At 62.6% G+C, this 16,782-nt stretch carries 16 protein-coding genes; 6 read left to right on the top strand and 10 right to left on the bottom strand.

Annotated elements, in window-relative coordinates; genetic code table 11:
* Nucleotides 1-90 precede the first annotated feature (90 nt).
* The 3 genes from rpsO to A9K65_RS00070 all read left to right on the top strand — a co-directional run bounded on the left by rpsO (nt 91) and on the right by A9K65_RS00070 (nt 3,945).
* Nucleotides 91-402 (top strand): 30S ribosomal protein S15, encoded by a 312-nt coding sequence (rpsO, locus tag A9K65_RS00080; RefSeq protein ID WP_269470859.1) that lies wholly within the window; start codon nt 91-93, stop codon nt 400-402.
* Between the two features lie 275 nt (nt 403-677).
* Nucleotides 678-2,825: a polyribonucleotide nucleotidyltransferase gene (gene pnp, locus A9K65_RS00075; protein ID WP_013527890.1), complete on the top strand. Its 2,148-nt coding sequence runs from the start codon at nt 678-680 to the stop codon at nt 2,823-2,825.
* 100 nt (nt 2,826-2,925) lie between these two features.
* On the top strand, nt 2,926-3,945 hold the full coding sequence (locus tag A9K65_RS00070) for a class I SAM-dependent methyltransferase (RefSeq protein WP_064995717.1): 1,020 nt from the start codon (nt 2,926-2,928) through the stop codon (nt 3,943-3,945).
* 73 nt (nt 3,946-4,018) lie between these two features.
* Here A9K65_RS00070 and A9K65_RS00065 read toward each other — a convergent pair whose 3' ends face one another.
* From A9K65_RS00065 to fabA, 4 genes are all read right to left on the bottom strand, one after another.
* Entirely contained in the window at nt 4,019-5,563 is a 1,545-nt protein-coding gene (locus A9K65_RS00065) for a bifunctional diguanylate cyclase/phosphodiesterase (protein ID WP_024503468.1), read from the bottom strand.
* A 207-nt stretch (nt 5,564-5,770) separates the two neighbouring features.
* Entirely contained in the window at nt 5,771-6,583 is an 813-nt protein-coding gene (fabI, locus tag A9K65_RS00060) for an enoyl-ACP reductase FabI (RefSeq protein WP_013527887.1), read from the bottom strand.
* Between the two features lie 13 nt (nt 6,584-6,596).
* Nucleotides 6,597-7,817, bottom strand: a complete 1,221-nt coding sequence (fabB, locus tag A9K65_RS00055; RefSeq protein WP_024503470.1) for a beta-ketoacyl-ACP synthase I — start codon at nt 7,815-7,817, stop codon at nt 6,597-6,599.
* A gap of 52 nt (nt 7,818-7,869) precedes the next feature.
* Nucleotides 7,870-8,385, bottom strand: a complete 516-nt coding sequence (fabA, locus tag A9K65_RS00050) for a 3-hydroxyacyl-[acyl-carrier-protein] dehydratase FabA (protein WP_013527885.1) — start codon at nt 8,383-8,385, stop codon at nt 7,870-7,872.
* A 242-nt stretch (nt 8,386-8,627) separates the two neighbouring features.
* Here fabA and irrA point away from each other — a divergent pair, with 242 nt between their 5' ends.
* Both irrA and A9K65_RS00040 read left to right on the top strand, forming a co-directional pair.
* Entirely contained in the window at nt 8,628-9,059 is a 432-nt protein-coding gene (irrA, locus tag A9K65_RS00045; RefSeq protein ID WP_064995785.1) for an iron response transcriptional regulator IrrA, read from the top strand.
* 46 nt (nt 9,060-9,105) lie between these two features.
* Nucleotides 9,106-9,513 (top strand): DUF4260 domain-containing protein, encoded by a 408-nt coding sequence (locus A9K65_RS00040; RefSeq protein ID WP_063169996.1) that lies wholly within the window; start codon nt 9,106-9,108, stop codon nt 9,511-9,513.
* On the opposite strand, the gene A9K65_RS00035 is transcribed toward A9K65_RS00040, so the two are convergent.
* Nucleotides 9,486-10,046 carry an SH3 domain-containing protein gene (locus A9K65_RS00035; protein WP_064995784.1) on the bottom strand — a complete coding sequence of 187 codons (561 nt, stop codon included), beginning with the start codon at nt 10,044-10,046 and terminating at the stop codon, nt 9,486-9,488. The genes A9K65_RS00040 and A9K65_RS00035 overlap by 28 nt on opposite strands.
* Nucleotides 10,047-10,255: 209 nt before the next feature.
* Here A9K65_RS00035 and A9K65_RS00030 point away from each other — a divergent pair, with 209 nt between their 5' ends.
* The gene (locus A9K65_RS00030) at nt 10,256-11,257 is read left to right on the top strand and encodes a D-glycerate dehydrogenase (protein ID WP_013527881.1); all 1,002 of its coding nucleotides are present in this window, start codon (nt 10,256-10,258) and stop codon (nt 11,255-11,257) included.
* Between the two features lie 47 nt (nt 11,258-11,304).
* Here A9K65_RS00030 and A9K65_RS00025 read toward each other — a convergent pair whose 3' ends face one another.
* The 5 genes from A9K65_RS00025 to dnaA form a co-directional block, all read right to left on the bottom strand.
* Nucleotides 11,305-11,793, bottom strand: a complete 489-nt coding sequence (locus A9K65_RS00025; protein WP_064995716.1) for a GNAT family N-acetyltransferase — start codon at nt 11,791-11,793, stop codon at nt 11,305-11,307.
* A gap of 4 nt (nt 11,794-11,797) precedes the next feature.
* Nucleotides 11,798-12,553, bottom strand: a complete 756-nt coding sequence (locus tag A9K65_RS00020) for a molybdopterin-synthase adenylyltransferase MoeB (RefSeq protein ID WP_013527879.1) — start codon at nt 12,551-12,553, stop codon at nt 11,798-11,800.
* A 31-nt stretch (nt 12,554-12,584) separates the two neighbouring features.
* A complete protein-coding gene (recF, locus tag A9K65_RS00015) occupies nt 12,585-13,730 on the bottom strand; it encodes a DNA replication/repair protein RecF (RefSeq protein ID WP_064995715.1) in 1,146 nt (381 codons plus the stop codon).
* Between the two features lie 82 nt (nt 13,731-13,812).
* On the bottom strand, nt 13,813-14,931 hold the full coding sequence (gene dnaN / locus A9K65_RS00010; RefSeq protein WP_064995714.1) for a DNA polymerase III subunit beta: 1,119 nt from the start codon (nt 14,929-14,931) through the stop codon (nt 13,813-13,815).
* 303 nt (nt 14,932-15,234) lie between these two features.
* Nucleotides 15,235-16,782, bottom strand: coding sequence for a chromosomal replication initiator protein DnaA (dnaA, locus tag A9K65_RS00005; protein WP_024503475.1), 1,548 nt, complete (start codon nt 16,780-16,782; stop codon nt 15,235-15,237).

Genomic DNA, 16,782 nt, shown 5'->3' with positions numbered 1-16,782 from the left:
CTGGTGTTTTCCGGGGAATTGCACTATATGCGCCGCAGCTTAGCGCTATGACGCTTTGCTTGCACCGGCCCCTGCTGGACGACATCCCGGCTGAGGGCGACCCGTTTCCTCAAACAGATAAGGAAAAACACGATGTCGATTACTGCCGAGCGCAAACAGGAATTGATGGGTGAATTCGCAACCGCCAAGGGCGATACCGGGTCTCCGGAAGTCCAGGTGGCCATCCTTTCCGAGCGCATCAAGAACCTGACCGACCATTTCAAGGACCACAAGAAGGATAACCATTCCCGCCGTGGTCTGCTTGCTCTCGTCTCCCAGCGCCGCAGCCTGCTTGATTATCTCAAGCGCAAGGACGACGCGCGCTACCAGACGCTGATCGAGAAGCTCGGTCTGCGTCGTTGACGAATTGACCGGCGGGCTTTCGAAGGAGAGCCCGCCGGTCGCGCATTCTGCCAGTCGTATCGACTGGCCAGACCCGGTTTCGATCGTGCAGAGGGCACTCGAAACCGCCCATGGACGGTCATGGGGCAGGATTGCAGGACGCTCGCGCGCACCGCGCCGAAACACCCGAGCCTCCCGTTGTCTTGCCCGTGGCTGCCCGAGAAAGGAAGCCAGGGAAAGGGCATCTCCGCGCACCGTGAAACGGCGCGGCCCTTTCCTCTTATTAAGGACAAGAGATGTTCAATCACCACAAAGTGGAAATCGAATGGGGCGGTCGTCCGCTCATCCTCGAAACCGGCAAGATCGCGCGCCAGGCTGATGGCGCGGTGCTCGCCACCTACGGCGAGACCAAGGTCCTCGCCACCGTCGTTTCGATGAAGGAGCCGAAGCCCGGCCTCGATTTCTTCCCGCTGACCGTCAACTACCAGGAAAAGACCTACGCCGCCGGCAAGATCCCGGGTGGCTATTTCAAGCGTGAAGGCCGTCCGAGCGAGAAGGAAACGCTGGTTTCCCGCCTCATCGACCGCCCGATCCGCCCGCTCTTCGCCTCCGGCTACAAGAACGACACCCAGATCGTCGTCACCGTCGTCCAGCATGATCTCGAGAACGATCCCGACATCCTGTCGATCGTTGCCACTTCGGCCGCCCTGACGCTCTCCGGCGTCCCCTTCATGGGCCCGGTCGGCGGCGCCCGCGTCGGCTACATCAACGGCGAATACGTTCTGAACCCGCATGTCGACGAGATGCAGGAATCCAAGCTCGACCTCGTTGTCGCCGGCACCGCCGACGCTGTGCTGATGGTTGAGTCCGAAGCCAAGGAATTGGGCGAAGAGCTGATGCTCGGCGCCGTCATGTTCGGCCACAAGGGCTTCCAGCCGGTCATCGACGCCATCATCAAGCTGGCCGAAGTCGCCGCCAAGGAGCCGCGCGACTTCACCGCGCCGGACTATTCCGCGCTTGAAGCCGAGATGCTGAAGATCGTCGGCGACGAACTCAGCAATGCCTACAAGAACGTCGACAAGCAGAAGCGTTACGCCGCCGTCGACGCCGTCAAGGCGAAGGTCAAGGCAGCGTTTGCCCCGGCCGAAGGCGAAGATGCCAAGTACACTTCCGAGCAGATCGGTTCGGTATTCAAGGAACTCCAGGCCAAGGTCGTGCGCTGGAACATCCTCGACACCGGTTCGCGCATCGATGGGCGTGACCTCAAGACGGTCCGCAAGATCGTCTCCGAAGTCGGCGTCCTGCCGCGCACCCACGGTTCGGCGCTGTTCACCCGCGGCGAGACCCAGGCGCTGGTCGTTGCCACGCTCGGCACCGGCGAGGATGAGCAGTATGTCGATTCGCTGACCGGCATGTACAAGGAGAAGTTCCTCCTTCACTACAACTTCCCTCCCTATTCCGTCGGCGAGACCGGCCGCATGGGTTCGCCGGGTCGCCGCGAAATCGGCCATGGCAAGCTCGCCTGGCGCGCCATTCGCCCGATGCTGCCGAGCGCCGACCAGTTCCCCTACACGCTGCGTGTCGTCTCGGAGATCACCGAGTCCAACGGTTCGTCGTCGATGGCCACCGTCTGCGGCACCTCGCTGGCGCTGATGGATGCCGGCGTGCCGCTGGCCAAGCCCGTCGCCGGTATCGCCATGGGCCTGATCAAGGAAGGCGAGCGTTTCGCCGTTCTATCCGACATCCTCGGTGACGAGGATCACCTCGGCGACATGGACTTCAAGGTCGCCGGCACCGCCAACGGCATCACCTCGCTGCAGATGGATATCAAGATCGAAGGCATCACCGAGGAGATCATGAAGATCGCGCTGGACCAGGCCAAGGATGGCCGCCAGCACATCCTCGGCGAGATGGCGCATGCTCTGACCGGCGCGCGTTCGGAACTCGGTGAGTTCGCACCGCGCATCGAAGTGATGCACATCCCGACCGACAAGATCCGTGACGTGATCGGCTCGGGCGGCAAGGTGATCCGCGAGATCGTCGAAAAGACCGGCGCCAAGATCAACATCGAGGACGACGGCACGGTCAAGATCGCTTCGTCCAATGCCAAGGAGATCGAGGCGGCGAAGAAGTGGATCCACACCATCGTCGCCGAGCCGGAAGTCGGCGAGATCTACGAAGGTACGGTCGTCAAGACCGCGGACTTCGGCGCTTTCGTCAATTTCTTCGGTCCGCGTGACGGCCTCGTCCACATCTCGCAGCTTGCCAACGACCGGGTCGCCAAGACCTCGGACGTGGTCAAGGAAGGCGACAAGGTCTGGGTCAAGCTGATGGGCTTCGACGAGCGCGGCAAGGTCCGCCTGTCGATGAAGGTCGTCGACCAGGCCACCGGCAAGGAACTCGCCCGCGACAAGAAGACCGAAGGCGAAGAAAACGCCGCCTGATTGGTCTGAGACCATGAATCGAAACGGGCGCGGCTTATGTCGCGCCCGTTTTCATTTTCAGCCTGGGTTTCAAAGCGCTTAGACAAGTCGAGATCGAACAATGTCCGCCGAGCCGTTGAAGACGCTTTTCCATCCCTTCGAGGCGGAGGCTGTTGCTTTGCCGGGAAAGGGCACGCGCGCCCTGTTTTTCGGCGCTGAGCCGGGTTTTCGCCGGCCTGAAGGCTTTGAGGCGACGCTTCACCTCGTGCAGGGTTTCCGGCCGCATTTTAGCGCGCTGCAGGCTTCCGGCTTCGTCGTCACCGCGCAAGTGGAAGGCGATGGCTTCGATATGGCACTTGTGCTTGCCGGCCGGCATCGCGGCTTGAACGAAGTGCGCATCGCGCAGGCGCTTGAGTGCGTGGCGCCGGGCGGCCTGGTCGTCATTGCCGGCGGCAAGGACGATGGCATTGCCAGCCTGCGCAAGCGCGTTGACGAGCTTGTGCCGCTTGAAGGCCATTTGCCCAAATATCACGGCATTGCCTTCTGGCTGCGACGTCCCGCCGATCTGGCCGCCGCGGAAGAATTGCGCGCTGCCAACCCCGCTCTGCAGGTTGAAGGCCGGTTCCACACCGCGCCCGGCATGTTCTCGTTCGACCGGATCGATACCGGCTCGAAATTGCTGGTCGAGAACCTGCCCAATGACCTGCGTGGCAGCATTGCCGATCTCTGCGCCGGCTGGGGCTATGTGGCGGCCGAGATCGCCGCCCGCTCCCCCGGCGTTCAGGCGCTCGACCTCTATGAGGCCGATTTCGCCGCGCTTGAAGCCGCGAAGCTCAATCTGGCAGCGGTCAGCCAGCCGACCGCCAGGAATTTCTTCTGGATCGATCTGCTGAAGGAACCAGTCGAGAAGCGCTACGACGCGATTGCCATGAACCCGCCCTTTCACCGCAGCCGGGCGGCCGAGCCGGAGATCGGCGCCGGCATGATCCGAGCGGCGGCCAAGGCCTTGAAGCCGGGTGGGCGGCTGTTCATGGTCGCCAACCGTCAGCTTCCCTACGAACCGATCTTGGCGGCTGTCTTTTCGAGCCATGCCGAACTCGCTCGTGACGGCATGTTCAAGGTGCTTTCCGCTCGTCGTTGAAGCATGATCCCGAAAAGTGGATACCGGTTTCGGAAAAGATCATGCTCAGACGAAAACAGATATCGCGTCGCACTCAATGCAGATTGGCAACGCGCCGGACCTCATCGGTGATATGCACGTCGCCGACCCTGATCTTGAGGGGGGCGGGCCTGCCATACAGGTAGCCTTGCACCACCTCGCAGCCGGCTGCCCTGAGCAGTGTCGCCTGGCTTTCGGTCTCGACGCCTTCGGCAATGATGCTGACGCCGAGCGCGCGCGAAAGCCCGACGATGGTCGAGACGACCGCGCCGGAGCTGGAATCCGTGTCGAGGCGGCTGACGAAGGACCGGTCGATCTTCAGCTTGCCGAATGAGAAATCGATCAGGTAGCTCAAATTGGAATAGCCGGTGCCGAAATCATCGACGGCGACCGAAATGCCGATATCCGCAAGCTCCTTCAGGATGGCGGCGGCGCGGTCGCGATCCTGCATCATCGCCGTCTCGGTCACTTCCAGTTCCAGCCGTGACGGCTTGATGCCGGTGCTCGTCATGGTGTCGCGCACGATGCCGACGAAGTCCTTGGTCATGAACTGGACGGGCGAGATGTTGACGGCGACGAAGCAGTCGTCGGGCAGATGCCGGGCGTCGCTGCAGGCTTTGCGCAGCACCCATTCGCCGATCGGGCCGATCATGCCGGTTTCCTCGGCGATCGGAATGAACTCCATCGGCGGGATCATGCCGCGTTCCGGATGCCGCCAGCGGATCAGCGCTTCGTAGCCGACGATGCGGCCGGTCGGGAGATCGAGCTGCGGCTGGTAATGAAGGTCGAAGTCACCGCGCTCGAAGGCTGTATGCAGCTCGGATTCGATCCACTGGCGATGGTCGGCGACCCTGCCCATTTCGGCATGGAAGACCGACCAGTTGCCGACGCCGCTGGCGCGCGCGTTCTGCAGCGCCAGATTGGAGCGGCGCAGGATGAGGACGGGATCGACACCGTCCTTTGGCATCGCCACGATGCCGACCGACAGGCTGACCGATTGCAGGTGCGTACCGAGATCATAGGGCTCCATCATCTCGTCGATGAGCCTCTCTATGGTGCTTTCCAAGGACCCTGCGACTTGGTTGTCGGGGAGCAGGATCGCGAATTCACCGGCGCCGATGCGTCCGATCAGCGCGCGCGGCGGCACGCACATCTTCAAGCGCTTGGTGAAGGCGCGGATCAGCTCGTCGCCCTGGCTGTAGCCGATGGCGTCATTGATCTGCTTGAACCGGTCGATGTCGATATCGATGAGGAACATCGGCTCGCCGGTCCGGCTGGTCGCGCATGCCGCCTCGGCAATCTTGCCGACCATCGCCGGACGTGCCACCAGGCCGGTCAGCTTGTCGAAATGGGTTTCCGTGAAGACGAAATCCGCCGATTCATCGACGCCGGCGAAGAAGGACATCGCAGCGACCGACGCCGCCAGTGCGCAAAGAGCGGCCATCACCGAGACCATCATGTCGGCGGAGATGCCGGCAAAGCCATCGCCGAGACCGAGCTTCAGGCCCCAGAGCCCGAGGACGAAACTGCCGAGACCCGAACTCGCTATGGTGAGCAGTCGGAACACCGGTGTTCGCTTCGGGTTGCTGACGGCGAGCATTGAAAGTTCCCCTGAGTACGGAGCTTTCTACCGGATATCTCCTTAAAATGAGTTTCCGCGAATGAATCCAATTTTATTGGACCGGAAGTATTTCTTGAGCGGATCAATGCGACTGGCGCTGAAACGGGGTTTAGCCGCGCGCTTTAAGCTTCGTGTTTTCAGATGTCCGCCATTTCAAAACCGTCGCGCACCTTTGGCCGACAGGCGTTAGTCTCGCCCGCCGTCGGTCTGCTTCAATTCGTCGAGCGTCGGCATGGAAACGATGTGATAGCCGGAATCGACATAGTGGATTTCGCCGGTAACCCCGGAAGACAGATCCGACAACAGATAAAGCGCCGAACCACCGACCTCGTCGATGGTCACCGTGCGGCGCAGTGGCGAGTTTCGCTGCTGGTAGGAGAACATGTGGCGGGCGTCCGAAATGCCGGCGCCGGCGAGCGTGCGCACGGGCCCAGCCGATATGCCGTTTACCCTGATGCCGCGCGGACCGTAATCGTTGGCGAGGTAGCGCACGCTGGCCTCCAGTCCGGCCTTGGCGACGCCCATGACATTGTAGTTCGGCATGACGCGGACGGAGCCCGCATAGGTCAGCGTGATCATCGATCCGCCGTCCTTCATCAAGGTGGCCGCATGGCGGGCGACCTCGGTGAAGGAGTAGCAGGAGATCACCATGGTGCGGACGAAATTATCCCGGCTGGTGTCGGCGTAGAGGCCTTTCAACTCGTTCTTGTCGGAAAAGCCGATGGCGTGGACGATGAAATCCAGCCCGCCCCATTCGTTGCCCAAGGTCTCGAACGTGGCGGCGACCGAAGCGCTGTCCTCGACGTCGCACGGCACGACCAGCGAGGCGCCGAGCTTGTCGGCCAGCGGCTTGACCCGGCGTCCGAAGGCATCGCCCTGATAGGTGAAGGCGAGTTCCGCCCCGTGTTCGGACAATTTCCGGGCGATGCCCCAGGCGATCGAATGATCGTTGGCGACACCCATGACAAGCCCGCGCTTGCCCTTCATCAATCCGTCCATGGCCGGCAAATCCTTATGCGGAATAGCGCTGGAAAACGAGCGTGGCGTTGGTGCCACCGAAGCCGAACGAATTGGACAAAACAGTGTCGATCCTGGCGTCGTCGATGCGCTTTCGCACGATCGGCATGCCCTCGAATTCGGGGTCGAGGGTCTCGATATGGGCGCTTTCGCCGATGAAACCGCCCTGCATCATCAGGATCGAGTAGATGGATTCCTGCACGCCGGCCGCGCCCAGCGAATGGCCGGTCAGCGACTTCGTCGAGGTGATGTACGGCATCTCTGGGCCGAACACCTCGCGGATGGCGCCCATTTCCTTGGAATCTCCCACCGGCGTCGAGGTGCCATGGGTGTTGATGTAGTCGACCGGCGTGGAAACCGTGGCCAGCGCCTGGCGCATGCAGCGGACCGCGCCTTCGCCTGAAGGAGCAACCATGTCGTAGCCATCCGACGTCGCGCCATAGCCGACGATCTCGGCATAGATCTTGGCGCCGCGCGCCTTGGCATGCTCAAGCTCTTCCAGCACCAGCACACCGGCGCCGCCGGCAATGACGAAGCCGTCGCGATTGACGTCATAGGCACGGGAGGCGGTCGATGCCTTGTCGTTGAATTTCGACGACATGGCGCCCATGGCGTCGAACAGGTCCGACATCGTCCAGTCGAGATCCTCGTGGCCGCCGGCGAAGACGATGTCCTGCTTGCCCCATTGGATCAATTCATAGCCATTGCCGATGCAATGCGCCGAGGTCGAACAGGCCGACGAGATCGAGTAGTTGACGCCGTGGATCTTGAACCATGTGGCAAGCGTCGCCGATGCGGTCGACGACATTGCCTTCGGCACCGCGAACGGACCGATGCGCTTGGGACTGCCGTTCTTCAGCGTCGTTTCGGCAGCTTCGACGATGGTGCGGGTGGATGGTCCGCCCGATCCCATGACGATGCCGGTGCGCTCATTGGTGATGTCGCTCTCGCCGAGGCCCGCATCCGCGATCGCCTGGTCCATGGCGACGTGGTTCCATGCAGCACCCTGGCTCAGGAAGCGCATCGCACGGCGATCGATCATCGCCGATGGATCGAGCGTCGGCGCTCCCCAGACCTGGCAGCGGAAGCCGTGTTCGGCGAAGGAATCCGAGAAGCTGATGCCTGATCTTGCGTCATGCAGCGAGGCTTGCACCTCGTTGGCATTGTTGCCGATCGACGACACGATGCCGAGGCCTGTGACTACGACACGTCTCATTCGCAACTCCTTCCAGGGATGCTGGCCAAAGGGGGCCGGCCAGGGGTGCCGGTCAGCCGACCGCCGACTGCTTGGACAGACCGACTTTCAAATCCGTTGCCGCGTATATGGGTTCGCCATCCGCCTTCAGCCAGCCATCGGCGATGCCGAGCACCAGCCGGCCCCGCATCACGCGCTTGAAGTCGATGCCATATTCGACCTTCTTCACCGAAGGCGTGACCATGCCCTTGAATTTCACTTCCCCGGTCGACAGCGCCATTCCCTTGCCGGGTTCGCCAAGCCAGCCAAGGTAGAAGCCCGTCAGTTGCCACATGGCGTCGAGGCCGAGGCACCCCGGCATGATCGGATTGCCGATGAAATGGCAGGCAAAGAACCACAGGTCCGGCTTGATGTCGAACTCCGCGCGGATAAAACCCTTCTCGAAGGCACCGCCGGTCTCGCTGATCTCGGTGATGCGGTCGAACATCAGCATTGGCGGATAGGGAAGCTGGGCGTTGCCCGGTCCGAACAGTTCGCCGCGGGCGCAGGCCAGCAATTCGTCGTACTCGTAGCTGGATTTACCCGCCATCAATCTCATCCCATATCGTTCCGGGCCATCGGGTGCCCTTGTCGTTGGTTTCCTAACACAATCTGTTTCAGGCCGGAAACCGGCGTTTGCGCTTAGCCTGCTCGTCTGCCTGGGTCAATGCGCGCTATTGATCGCATTCGGACGACAGAATATATGTCCTGAGAGGTCCGGTTTCGGCAGACGTTCATTTTTTTGCCATTCTGGGCGTGTCTTGGGGCGGAACTGTGGGGTTCGACGAGAAGATGGACCTGGACGGCCGGAAGGAAAATGTCGCTGTGGACAAGCGGGTCCGTGAAGCCGGGCTGAGGCCGACGCGTCAGCGCATTGCGCTGGCCGATCTGCTTTTCGCCAAGGGCGACCGGCATCTGTCGGCCGAGGAACTGCACGAGGAGGCGGTTGCCGCCGGCGTGCCGGTGTCGCTGGCCACCGTCTACAATGCCCTTCACCAGTTTACCCAGGCGGGACTTTTGCGCATCCTCGCCGTCGAAGGCGCGAAAACCTATTTCGACACCAACACCTCCGACCACCACCATTTCTACATCGAAGGCGAAAACCGTATATTCGACATCGACAGCGGTCCGGTGACGGTTGCCAACCTGCCGGAGCCTCCGGAAGGGATGGAGATCGCCAATGTCGACATCGTCGTGAGGCTGCGCCCCAAACGCCTCGAATGACTGGCGAGGCCAGAATCATCTGCCAAGCCAGAATTATCGGCCAGGGATGAAACCCCTCGATCTCGTAATCCGGCTCGAATGGGCGATCGTGGCACTGGCTGCCGTCATTTTCTACGGTTCGACCGGCATCTCCTGGTGGCTCTTCGGATTGCTTATCCTGGCGCCTGACCTATCGATGTCGGGCTATCTGGCCGGTCCGCGCGTCGGTGCCCTTGCCTACAACGCCTTGCACATCCTGATCGTGCCCGTGCTGCTGCTGCTCGGAGGGCACATGTGGGGCAATGCGGCCGCGATGGCGGTTGCGCTGATATGGATCGCCCACATCGCCATCGACCGTGCGCTGGGCTACGGTCTGAAGCTGCCGACCGGCTTCCAGGACACCCATCTCGGCCGTATCGGGCATAAAGCCAGGACCGCGAAAGAGAATCAGTCCTTGACCCGTTCGCCGGGATAGGCGCCCCAGACGACCGACTGGGCAAGCCAGCCGGTGTGGCCGTCGAACGTCATTTCGCACCACTGGCCGTCGCAGGATTTGATCGTACCCATGACGCCAGGTTCGATCATCGCGACCACCCTTGCGTCCTTGTCGGGACTGTTGAGAAGGTTGATCCGGGTGCCCTTGCCACGCTGCCATGGTGCGACGATTGCCGTGCGCCGGCCGGAAAGCAGCGACTGGTTGATCCAGCCTTCCGAACCATCGGCATCGCGCACGCGGCGCCATGTGTCGAATTCCTGGATGATCTCCATCGGCAGGCCGGCCTTCATGTACATCCAATCGACCGAGTAGTTGGCGCCGGGGCCGACGCGCGAGTTGACGCGGCCGGATTTCAGGCTGACGAATCGCGGCAGCGGCAGGCCGCTCGGCCCGAGCGTGACGACGCTCTGGGCAGGTGCAGCCGCACTCTGTGCCGCCGTAAGCGGAGAACAAAGCAGAGCGCCGAGAAATGCTGCACTGAGGGTCAGGCGAAGCGACGCGAAACCAGACACTTTCATTCCTTTCGGCGCTTGCCTCGGCGCCCCTTTTTCTTTGTCTTCGGCGGCACCGCTTGTTACATGGGTAATCGGCACCGCGACCGGCTTTCAGTTTCGCCGGTCTTGGTTAAAGAGGTCTCAACGAGATCGGGTTAGAGCAATCCCAGCAACCGTGTGAAGCGGTTTTGCGTTCGGAATTGCGGCAAATACTCGAGAGGGAAACAATGGCAGGCAAAAAAAGGCCTCTCGTCGTCATCACGCGCAAGCTGCCCGACCCGGTCGAGACCCGCATGCGCGAACTGTTCGACGCAAGGCTGAATGTCGAGGACCGGCCGATGACGCAGCCGGAACTGGTCGCGGCGGTCAAGGAAGCCGACGTTCTGGTGCCGACCATTACCGACAATATCGACGCGGCGCTGATCGCTCAGGCAGGCGACAACCTCAAGCTGATCGCCAATTTTGGCAACGGCGTCGACAAGATCGATGTCGCGGCTGCGGCCAAGAGGGGCATCACCGTCACCAACACGCCGAATGTCCTGACCGAAGACACCGCCGACATGACGATGGCGCTGATGCTGGCGGTGCCGCGGCGGCTCGCGGAAGGCGCCAATGTGCTCACCGGCGACAAGAAATGGGCCGGCTGGTCGCCGACCTGGATGCTGGGCCGGCGCATCTGGGGCAAGCGGCTCGGCATTGTCGGCATGGGGCGGATCGGCACGGCCGTAGCCAGGCGGGCCAAGGCCTTCGGACTGTCGATCCACTATCACAACCGCCACCGCGTGCTGCCGGCCGTGGAAGACGGGCTGGAGGCGACCTATTGGGAAAGCCTCGACCAGATGCTGGCCCGCATGGATATCATCTCGGTCAACTGTCCCTCGACGCCGGCAACCTTCCATCTGCTTTCGGCGCGGCGGCTGGCGCTACTGCAGCCCACCGCCTATGTCGTCAACACCGCGCGCGGCGACATCATCGACGAGGAAGCACTGGTCAAGCTGATCCAGGACGGCAAGATCGCCGGCGCCGGCCTCGATGTCTACGAGCACGAGCCAGCCTTGAACGGCAAGCTGCTGAAGCTCGCGGCCAAGAACAAGGTCGTGCTTTTGCCGCATATGGGCTCGGCGACGCTCGAGGGCCGTATCGACATGGGTGAAAAGGTCATCATCAACATCCGCGCCTTCGTTGACGGCCACCGCCCACCAGACCGCGTGCTGCCGCTCAGGACCTGACACTGTCGCGGTGCGATATCCGTGGCCCACAAACCGTAAGATAAGACTTACGGGAGAGCTTTGCGCATGGTGATCGAGGTCGGCCTGGCATAGCCGTCATGCGCCGTCCGTCCAGTTTCGCGAAAGCCGAGGCGAGCAAAGGCCGCATGGTTCGCGGTCAACTCGATCCGCGTCTGAAGCTCGATGGCGGCCTTGCCGCGGCCGCGGGCAAGGTCTTCGACCGCCTGCATCAGCCGCCGGCCGATGCCTTGTCCCTGGCAGTCCGGTGCCACGGCGAGCTTGCCGACATAGAACTCTGCCACCTTTTCAAGGGCAAAGACGCAGCCGACGATCCGATCGCCCCTGAGCGCCACGAAGCCGGTCTCCCGCCGCGCCTTGTCCCGCAGAGTGTCGGCGGTCAAAAGGTGGGCCGAGGAGGGCGGGTCGATGACATCGTCCATCGAGGCGAAGGCACGCATGATCAATGCGAGCACATCGTCCCAACGGTCGAAATCGGTCGGGATCCGCCTGATGGAGACTGCTTCGATCCGGCCCAAGAATTCAGCTTCTCTTGTAACGGATGGTGTCGAAGCGCGCCGCCAGCCCATCATAAAGCAGCAGCCGGCCGACCAGCGGTTCGCCCACGCCGGTGATCAGCTTGACCGCCTCCATGGCCTGCAGCGTGCCGATGACGCCGGTCAGCGCGCCAAGCACGCCGACTTCGGCGCAGGACGGCACCAGGCCCGGCGGTGGCGCTTCGGGAAACAGGTCACGATAGCCTGGGTTGGGCTTGCCGTCCTTGCCGTCTTCGAATGGCTTCAGCACCGTGACCGAGCCGTCGAAGCGTCCGACGGCGGCATGCACCAGCGGTTTCCCAGCGCTCGCGCAGGCATCGGCCACGGCGTAGCGCGTTTCGAAATTATCGGAACCGTCGACGACGATGTCATAGCGGGCGACGAGGGCAGGCGCATTGTCCGTGGTCAGCCGGAACGTATGCGGTTCGACTGTGGTATTGGGATTGATGCGGGCGATTGCCGCCTTGGCGCTGTCGGTTTTCAGCAGGCCGACAGTGTCGGTGCCGTGAATGACCTGGCGCTGCAGGTTGGAGAGCGAAACGGTGTCGTCATCGACCACGCCGAGTGTGCCGACGCCGGCGGCGGCAAGATATTCAAGCACCGGGGCGCCCAGCCCGCCGGCGCCGATGACCAGCACCCGGGCCTGCTTCAGCCTCTGCTGCCCGGCGCCGCCGATTTCCGGCAGCACGATGTGGCGGGCATAGCGTTCGATCTCGTCTGCGGTCAGGGCGGCAGTGGTCATTGCCTGATCATACAGGCACGGAAAAACCTTGTCAGGGGTCTTCGGTTGGCCCAACCGTCCCGTGGTCGACGGTCAGGAATTGCGCACGGCCCTGGAGACTGGAAAACAGCGCAGCATCGGTTCCTGTCATGAATGCCTGGCAGTTCAGTTCCTCCAGGATGGAAAACAGCGCCGCGCGCCGCCCGCTGTCGAGATGCGCAGCGATCTCGTCGAGCAGCAGGATCGGCGTCATGCCCGACATTTCGCCGGTCAGCCTCGCGTGCGACAGCACGATGCCGACCAGCAGCGCCTTCTGCTCGCCGGTCGAGCAGAGCTCGGCCGGCATCGCCTTGGGGCGGTGCCGAACCACCAGGTCCGAACGGTGCGGGCCGTCGAGCGTGCGCCCGGCGGCGCGATCGCGCTCGCGGCCCTCGGCAAGCGTCCGACGGAAGCGTTCCTCCACATCGACCGCCGGCGCCACGGCAATCTCGGCTTCCAGCTCGCCTGAAAGGCCGATATCGGCCTGCGGAAACGGTCCCGTGTCGGGCAGCCTGTCGATCATGGCGGCCAGCAGGCGCACCATCTCGGCGCGCGCCGCGGCAATCGCCACACCGGTTTCGGCCATCTGCGTCTCGATAGCGTCGAACCAGCGGTCGTCCCGAGAGCTTTCGGTAAGCAGTCGGTTACGACCGCGCATCGCCTTCTCGTAGTCGATCGCACGTTGCCCGTGGCCGGGATCGATCGCCAGCACCAGCCGGTCGAGGAAGCGCCGGCGATCCGCGGCCGGTCCGGTGAATAACGCGTCCATGGCTGGCGTCAGCCAAACCACGCGCAGCCATTCCAGCATGTCCTCGGTCGAACGCGCCGAAGCTCCGTTGATGCGTACCCGCCTGCCGCCTTCGCCGGCGGTGTCACCGCCGGAAATGCCTGTTCCGATCTCGACCTGGCCATCAGGTCCGTCGAGCCGGGCATGCAGCGCAAAGCCGCCGTCGCCGCCCTCGCGCGCGACATCGGCGTAGGGCGCGCGGCGCAAGCCACGTCCCGGTGTCAAAAAGGAGATCGCTTCGAGGAGATTGGTCTTGCCGGCGCCGTTGTCGCCGGAAAAAACCACGGCACCTGGCGCCAGATCGATCGTCAGCGCCGCATAGTTGCGGAAATTAGTAAGTTTTAGCTTACTTATATGGTTCTGTGCCGGCAACCGCTATCCGCCTATAGAAGTCGCCGTAAATATCGCGCTTGCCGCCGGTCCACAACAGGACCGAAGTGCTGACACCGCGCCGCTACACGCGCATCGGCATCAGCACATAGAGTGCGGTCTCGTCGGCCATGTCGTGGATCAGCGTCGGCGAACCGGCATCCGCCAGCATGAACTTGGCCTCCGTGCCGGTCAGTTGCGCGGCAACGTCGAGCAGGTACTTGGCGTTGAAGCCGATCTCGATCGGATCGGATGAATAGTCAGCGGACAGTTCTTCGGTGGCGCTGCCTGAATCCGGATTGTTGACCGCAAGCGTCACCTGACCCTCGCTGATCGACAGCTTCACCGCGCGACCGCGTTCGGAAGAGATGGTCGAGACACGATCGACGGCGGCGGCAAAGCTCTGGCGGTCGATGATCAGCTTCTTGTCGTTGCCTGTCGGAATGACCCGCTGATAATCGGGGAAGGTGCCGTCGATCAACTTCGAGGTCAAAACCACGCTGCCGATGGTGAAGCGGATCTTGGTGTCCGACAGTTCGGTGGTCACCGCGACATCCGGATCGTCGACAAGCTTCTGCAGCTCGCTCACCGTCTTGCGCGGAATGATGATGCCCGGCATGCCCTCGGCACCCGCCGGCGCGTCGATCTCGGCGCGCGCCAGGCGGTGGCCGTCGGTCGCCACCGAGCGCAGCTTCAGCTTGCCGCCGACCTCATGCGTGTGCAGGTAGATGCCGTTCAGGTAATAGCGTGTCTCCTCGGTGGAGATGGCGAACTGGGTCTTCTCGATCAGACCTTTCAGGGCAACCGAGTCGAGACGGAAGATATGCGAGAAGGATCCGGCCGAAAGCTCCGGGAAGTCGGATTGCGGCAGGCACTGAAGGCGGAAGCTCGAGCGGCCGGACGTCACCGTCATGGCGTTGCCGTCCTCGTCCGTCTTCAGCATCACCTCGGCGCCATCGGCGAGCTTGCGCACGATGTCGTAGAGCAGATGTGCCGGGACCGTCGTCGCCCCGCCGCGCTCCACCTTGGCGGGCGTCGCTTCGGTCACCTCGAGGTCGAGATCGGTTGCCTTCATTTCAAGGCTGGCGCCTTCGGCGCCGAGCAGCACGTTGGACAGGATCGGTATGGTGTTTCGCCGCTCGACCACACGATGGACGTGGTTGAGCGACTTCAGGAGATTTGACCGTTCCAGGATAACACGCATGACGAAACAGGCTCGCTTGAATGAATGACGGGTCACCAGTGAGCGGCGTCCCGCGAAAGGTCTGAATAGGCTCAGAATCTGCGTAAACTGACAGGAAAAAACCAGCAAACGCAAGCCCGCGCCGCCGGTTCAGGCCGGCTACGCGGGCTTTCTGGGGATAACGCGCCCGAAGTCCGCGAGCCAGTGTCGAAAAACCGAAATCCAGATCGCTTCCAGGCGATGCCACGAGCCCGATGCAGGCCCGGCGCCGCACTGGCAAGCCATTGAATTCCGGCGTTGTTTCGGTTCGGCCCTCCCGGAGGGTCAGGCCTGATCGTTGATCAGCCGCCTCAGAAGCTCAAGTTCCTGCGCCAGCGTGTTGTCGTTGCCGGAAAGGTCCTCGATCTTGCGCACGGCATGCAGCACCGTGGTGTGATCGCGGCCGCCGAAACGCCGTCCGATCTCGGGTAGCGAGCGCGGCGTCATCACCTTCGACAGGTACATGGCGACCTGCCGCGGCTTGACGATGGTGCGCGTGCGCCGGTTGGACAGCAATTCGGTCTTCGACACATTGTAGTGACGCGCCACGATGCGCTGGATGTCCTCGATACGGACACGCTTCGGCTCGCCTGTGCGATAGATGTGGCCGAGGATTTCGTCGATCCGGTCGATGGTGATCTGCGGCTCGAAGGATTGACGGAACAAAAGCTGATTGAAGGCGCCTTCCAGCTCGCGTCCGCTGCCGGTCACGGTGCGGGCGACGTGATTGAGGATCTCCTCCGAAATGTCGAGGGATGCGTCGTCGCTCCTGGCCGTGGCAAGGCGCAATTTGAGCATGCCGAGGCGCATGGCGAAATCGGGCGCCGACATTTCAAGCGCGACACCGCCATTGAGGCGCGAACGGACCCGCGGTTCGAGCGATTCCAGTTCCGATGGTGGCCGGTCGGCAGCGACGACGACCTGCTTGGCGCTGTCGAGCAGCATGTTGATCAGGTGGCAGAATTCGTGCTGGATCGACTTGCCCTGCAGGAACTGCATGTCGTCGATGATGAGCAGGTCGATGTCGCGCAGCTGCTCCTTGAGCGTCAGAGCGTTGTTGTCGCGGATGGCGGTGGCAAAGCGCCACATGAAATACTCGGCCGTGAGATAGACGACGCGCGACTTGGGGTTCTGCTTCAGCGATTCCGCGGCGATGGCCTGCAGCAAATGGGTCTTGCCGAGCCCGACGGTTGCGTGAAGGAAGAGCGGATTGAAGCGCACCGCGCTCGATTGCGATTCCGCCACTGCCTTGGCGGCGGCGAAGGCCACCCGGTTCGACGGCCCCTCGATGAAAGAGCCGAACGTGTAGCGTGGATCGAGCGGTGACCCCAGAACGTTGTGGCGGAATTCGCTCTCGACGGGTGTGCCCGGACGCGGAGTCGATGCGCGCTCCACCCGGCTGGGGCTGACTGTGCCTGCGGCAAGCGCCGTCTGCGTCTGCCGTGTCACCTTGCTGCGTGCCGGCGTTACCTCTGGCTCGGCCTGGGCGCGTCCCTGACGGGTTGCCGTGCGCACGACGATGTCGATCTTGAGAAGATCGGGATCCTCCTGCTTCCACAGTTCGGAGATGAGGTCGAGATAGTGGCCGTTGATCCATGAGCGCAGGAAGGCGGTAGGCACCGAGATGCGGACAATGCCCTTGGAAGCCTCGGCGACTTTCATGCGGCCAAACCAGCTCGAATAGACTTCGGTTCCCAGGCGCGCCTTCAACTGGGTCTTGACCCGGTCGAATTTCTGTTCCGCGTCGCTGGACACCGCCATGTCGTTTGCTCCGATCAAAGTTCCAGGAAATGGGAGGTCGCCCGTAAGTTCCCTTTCGATGCCGCTCTGCAT

It is taken from the genome of Mesorhizobium sp. WSM1497 (assembly GCF_001672455.2).
Taxonomy (GTDB): domain Bacteria; phylum Pseudomonadota; class Alphaproteobacteria; order Rhizobiales; family Rhizobiaceae; genus Mesorhizobium; species Mesorhizobium ciceri.
This window is presented reverse-complemented; position numbering and strand designations above follow the sequence as displayed.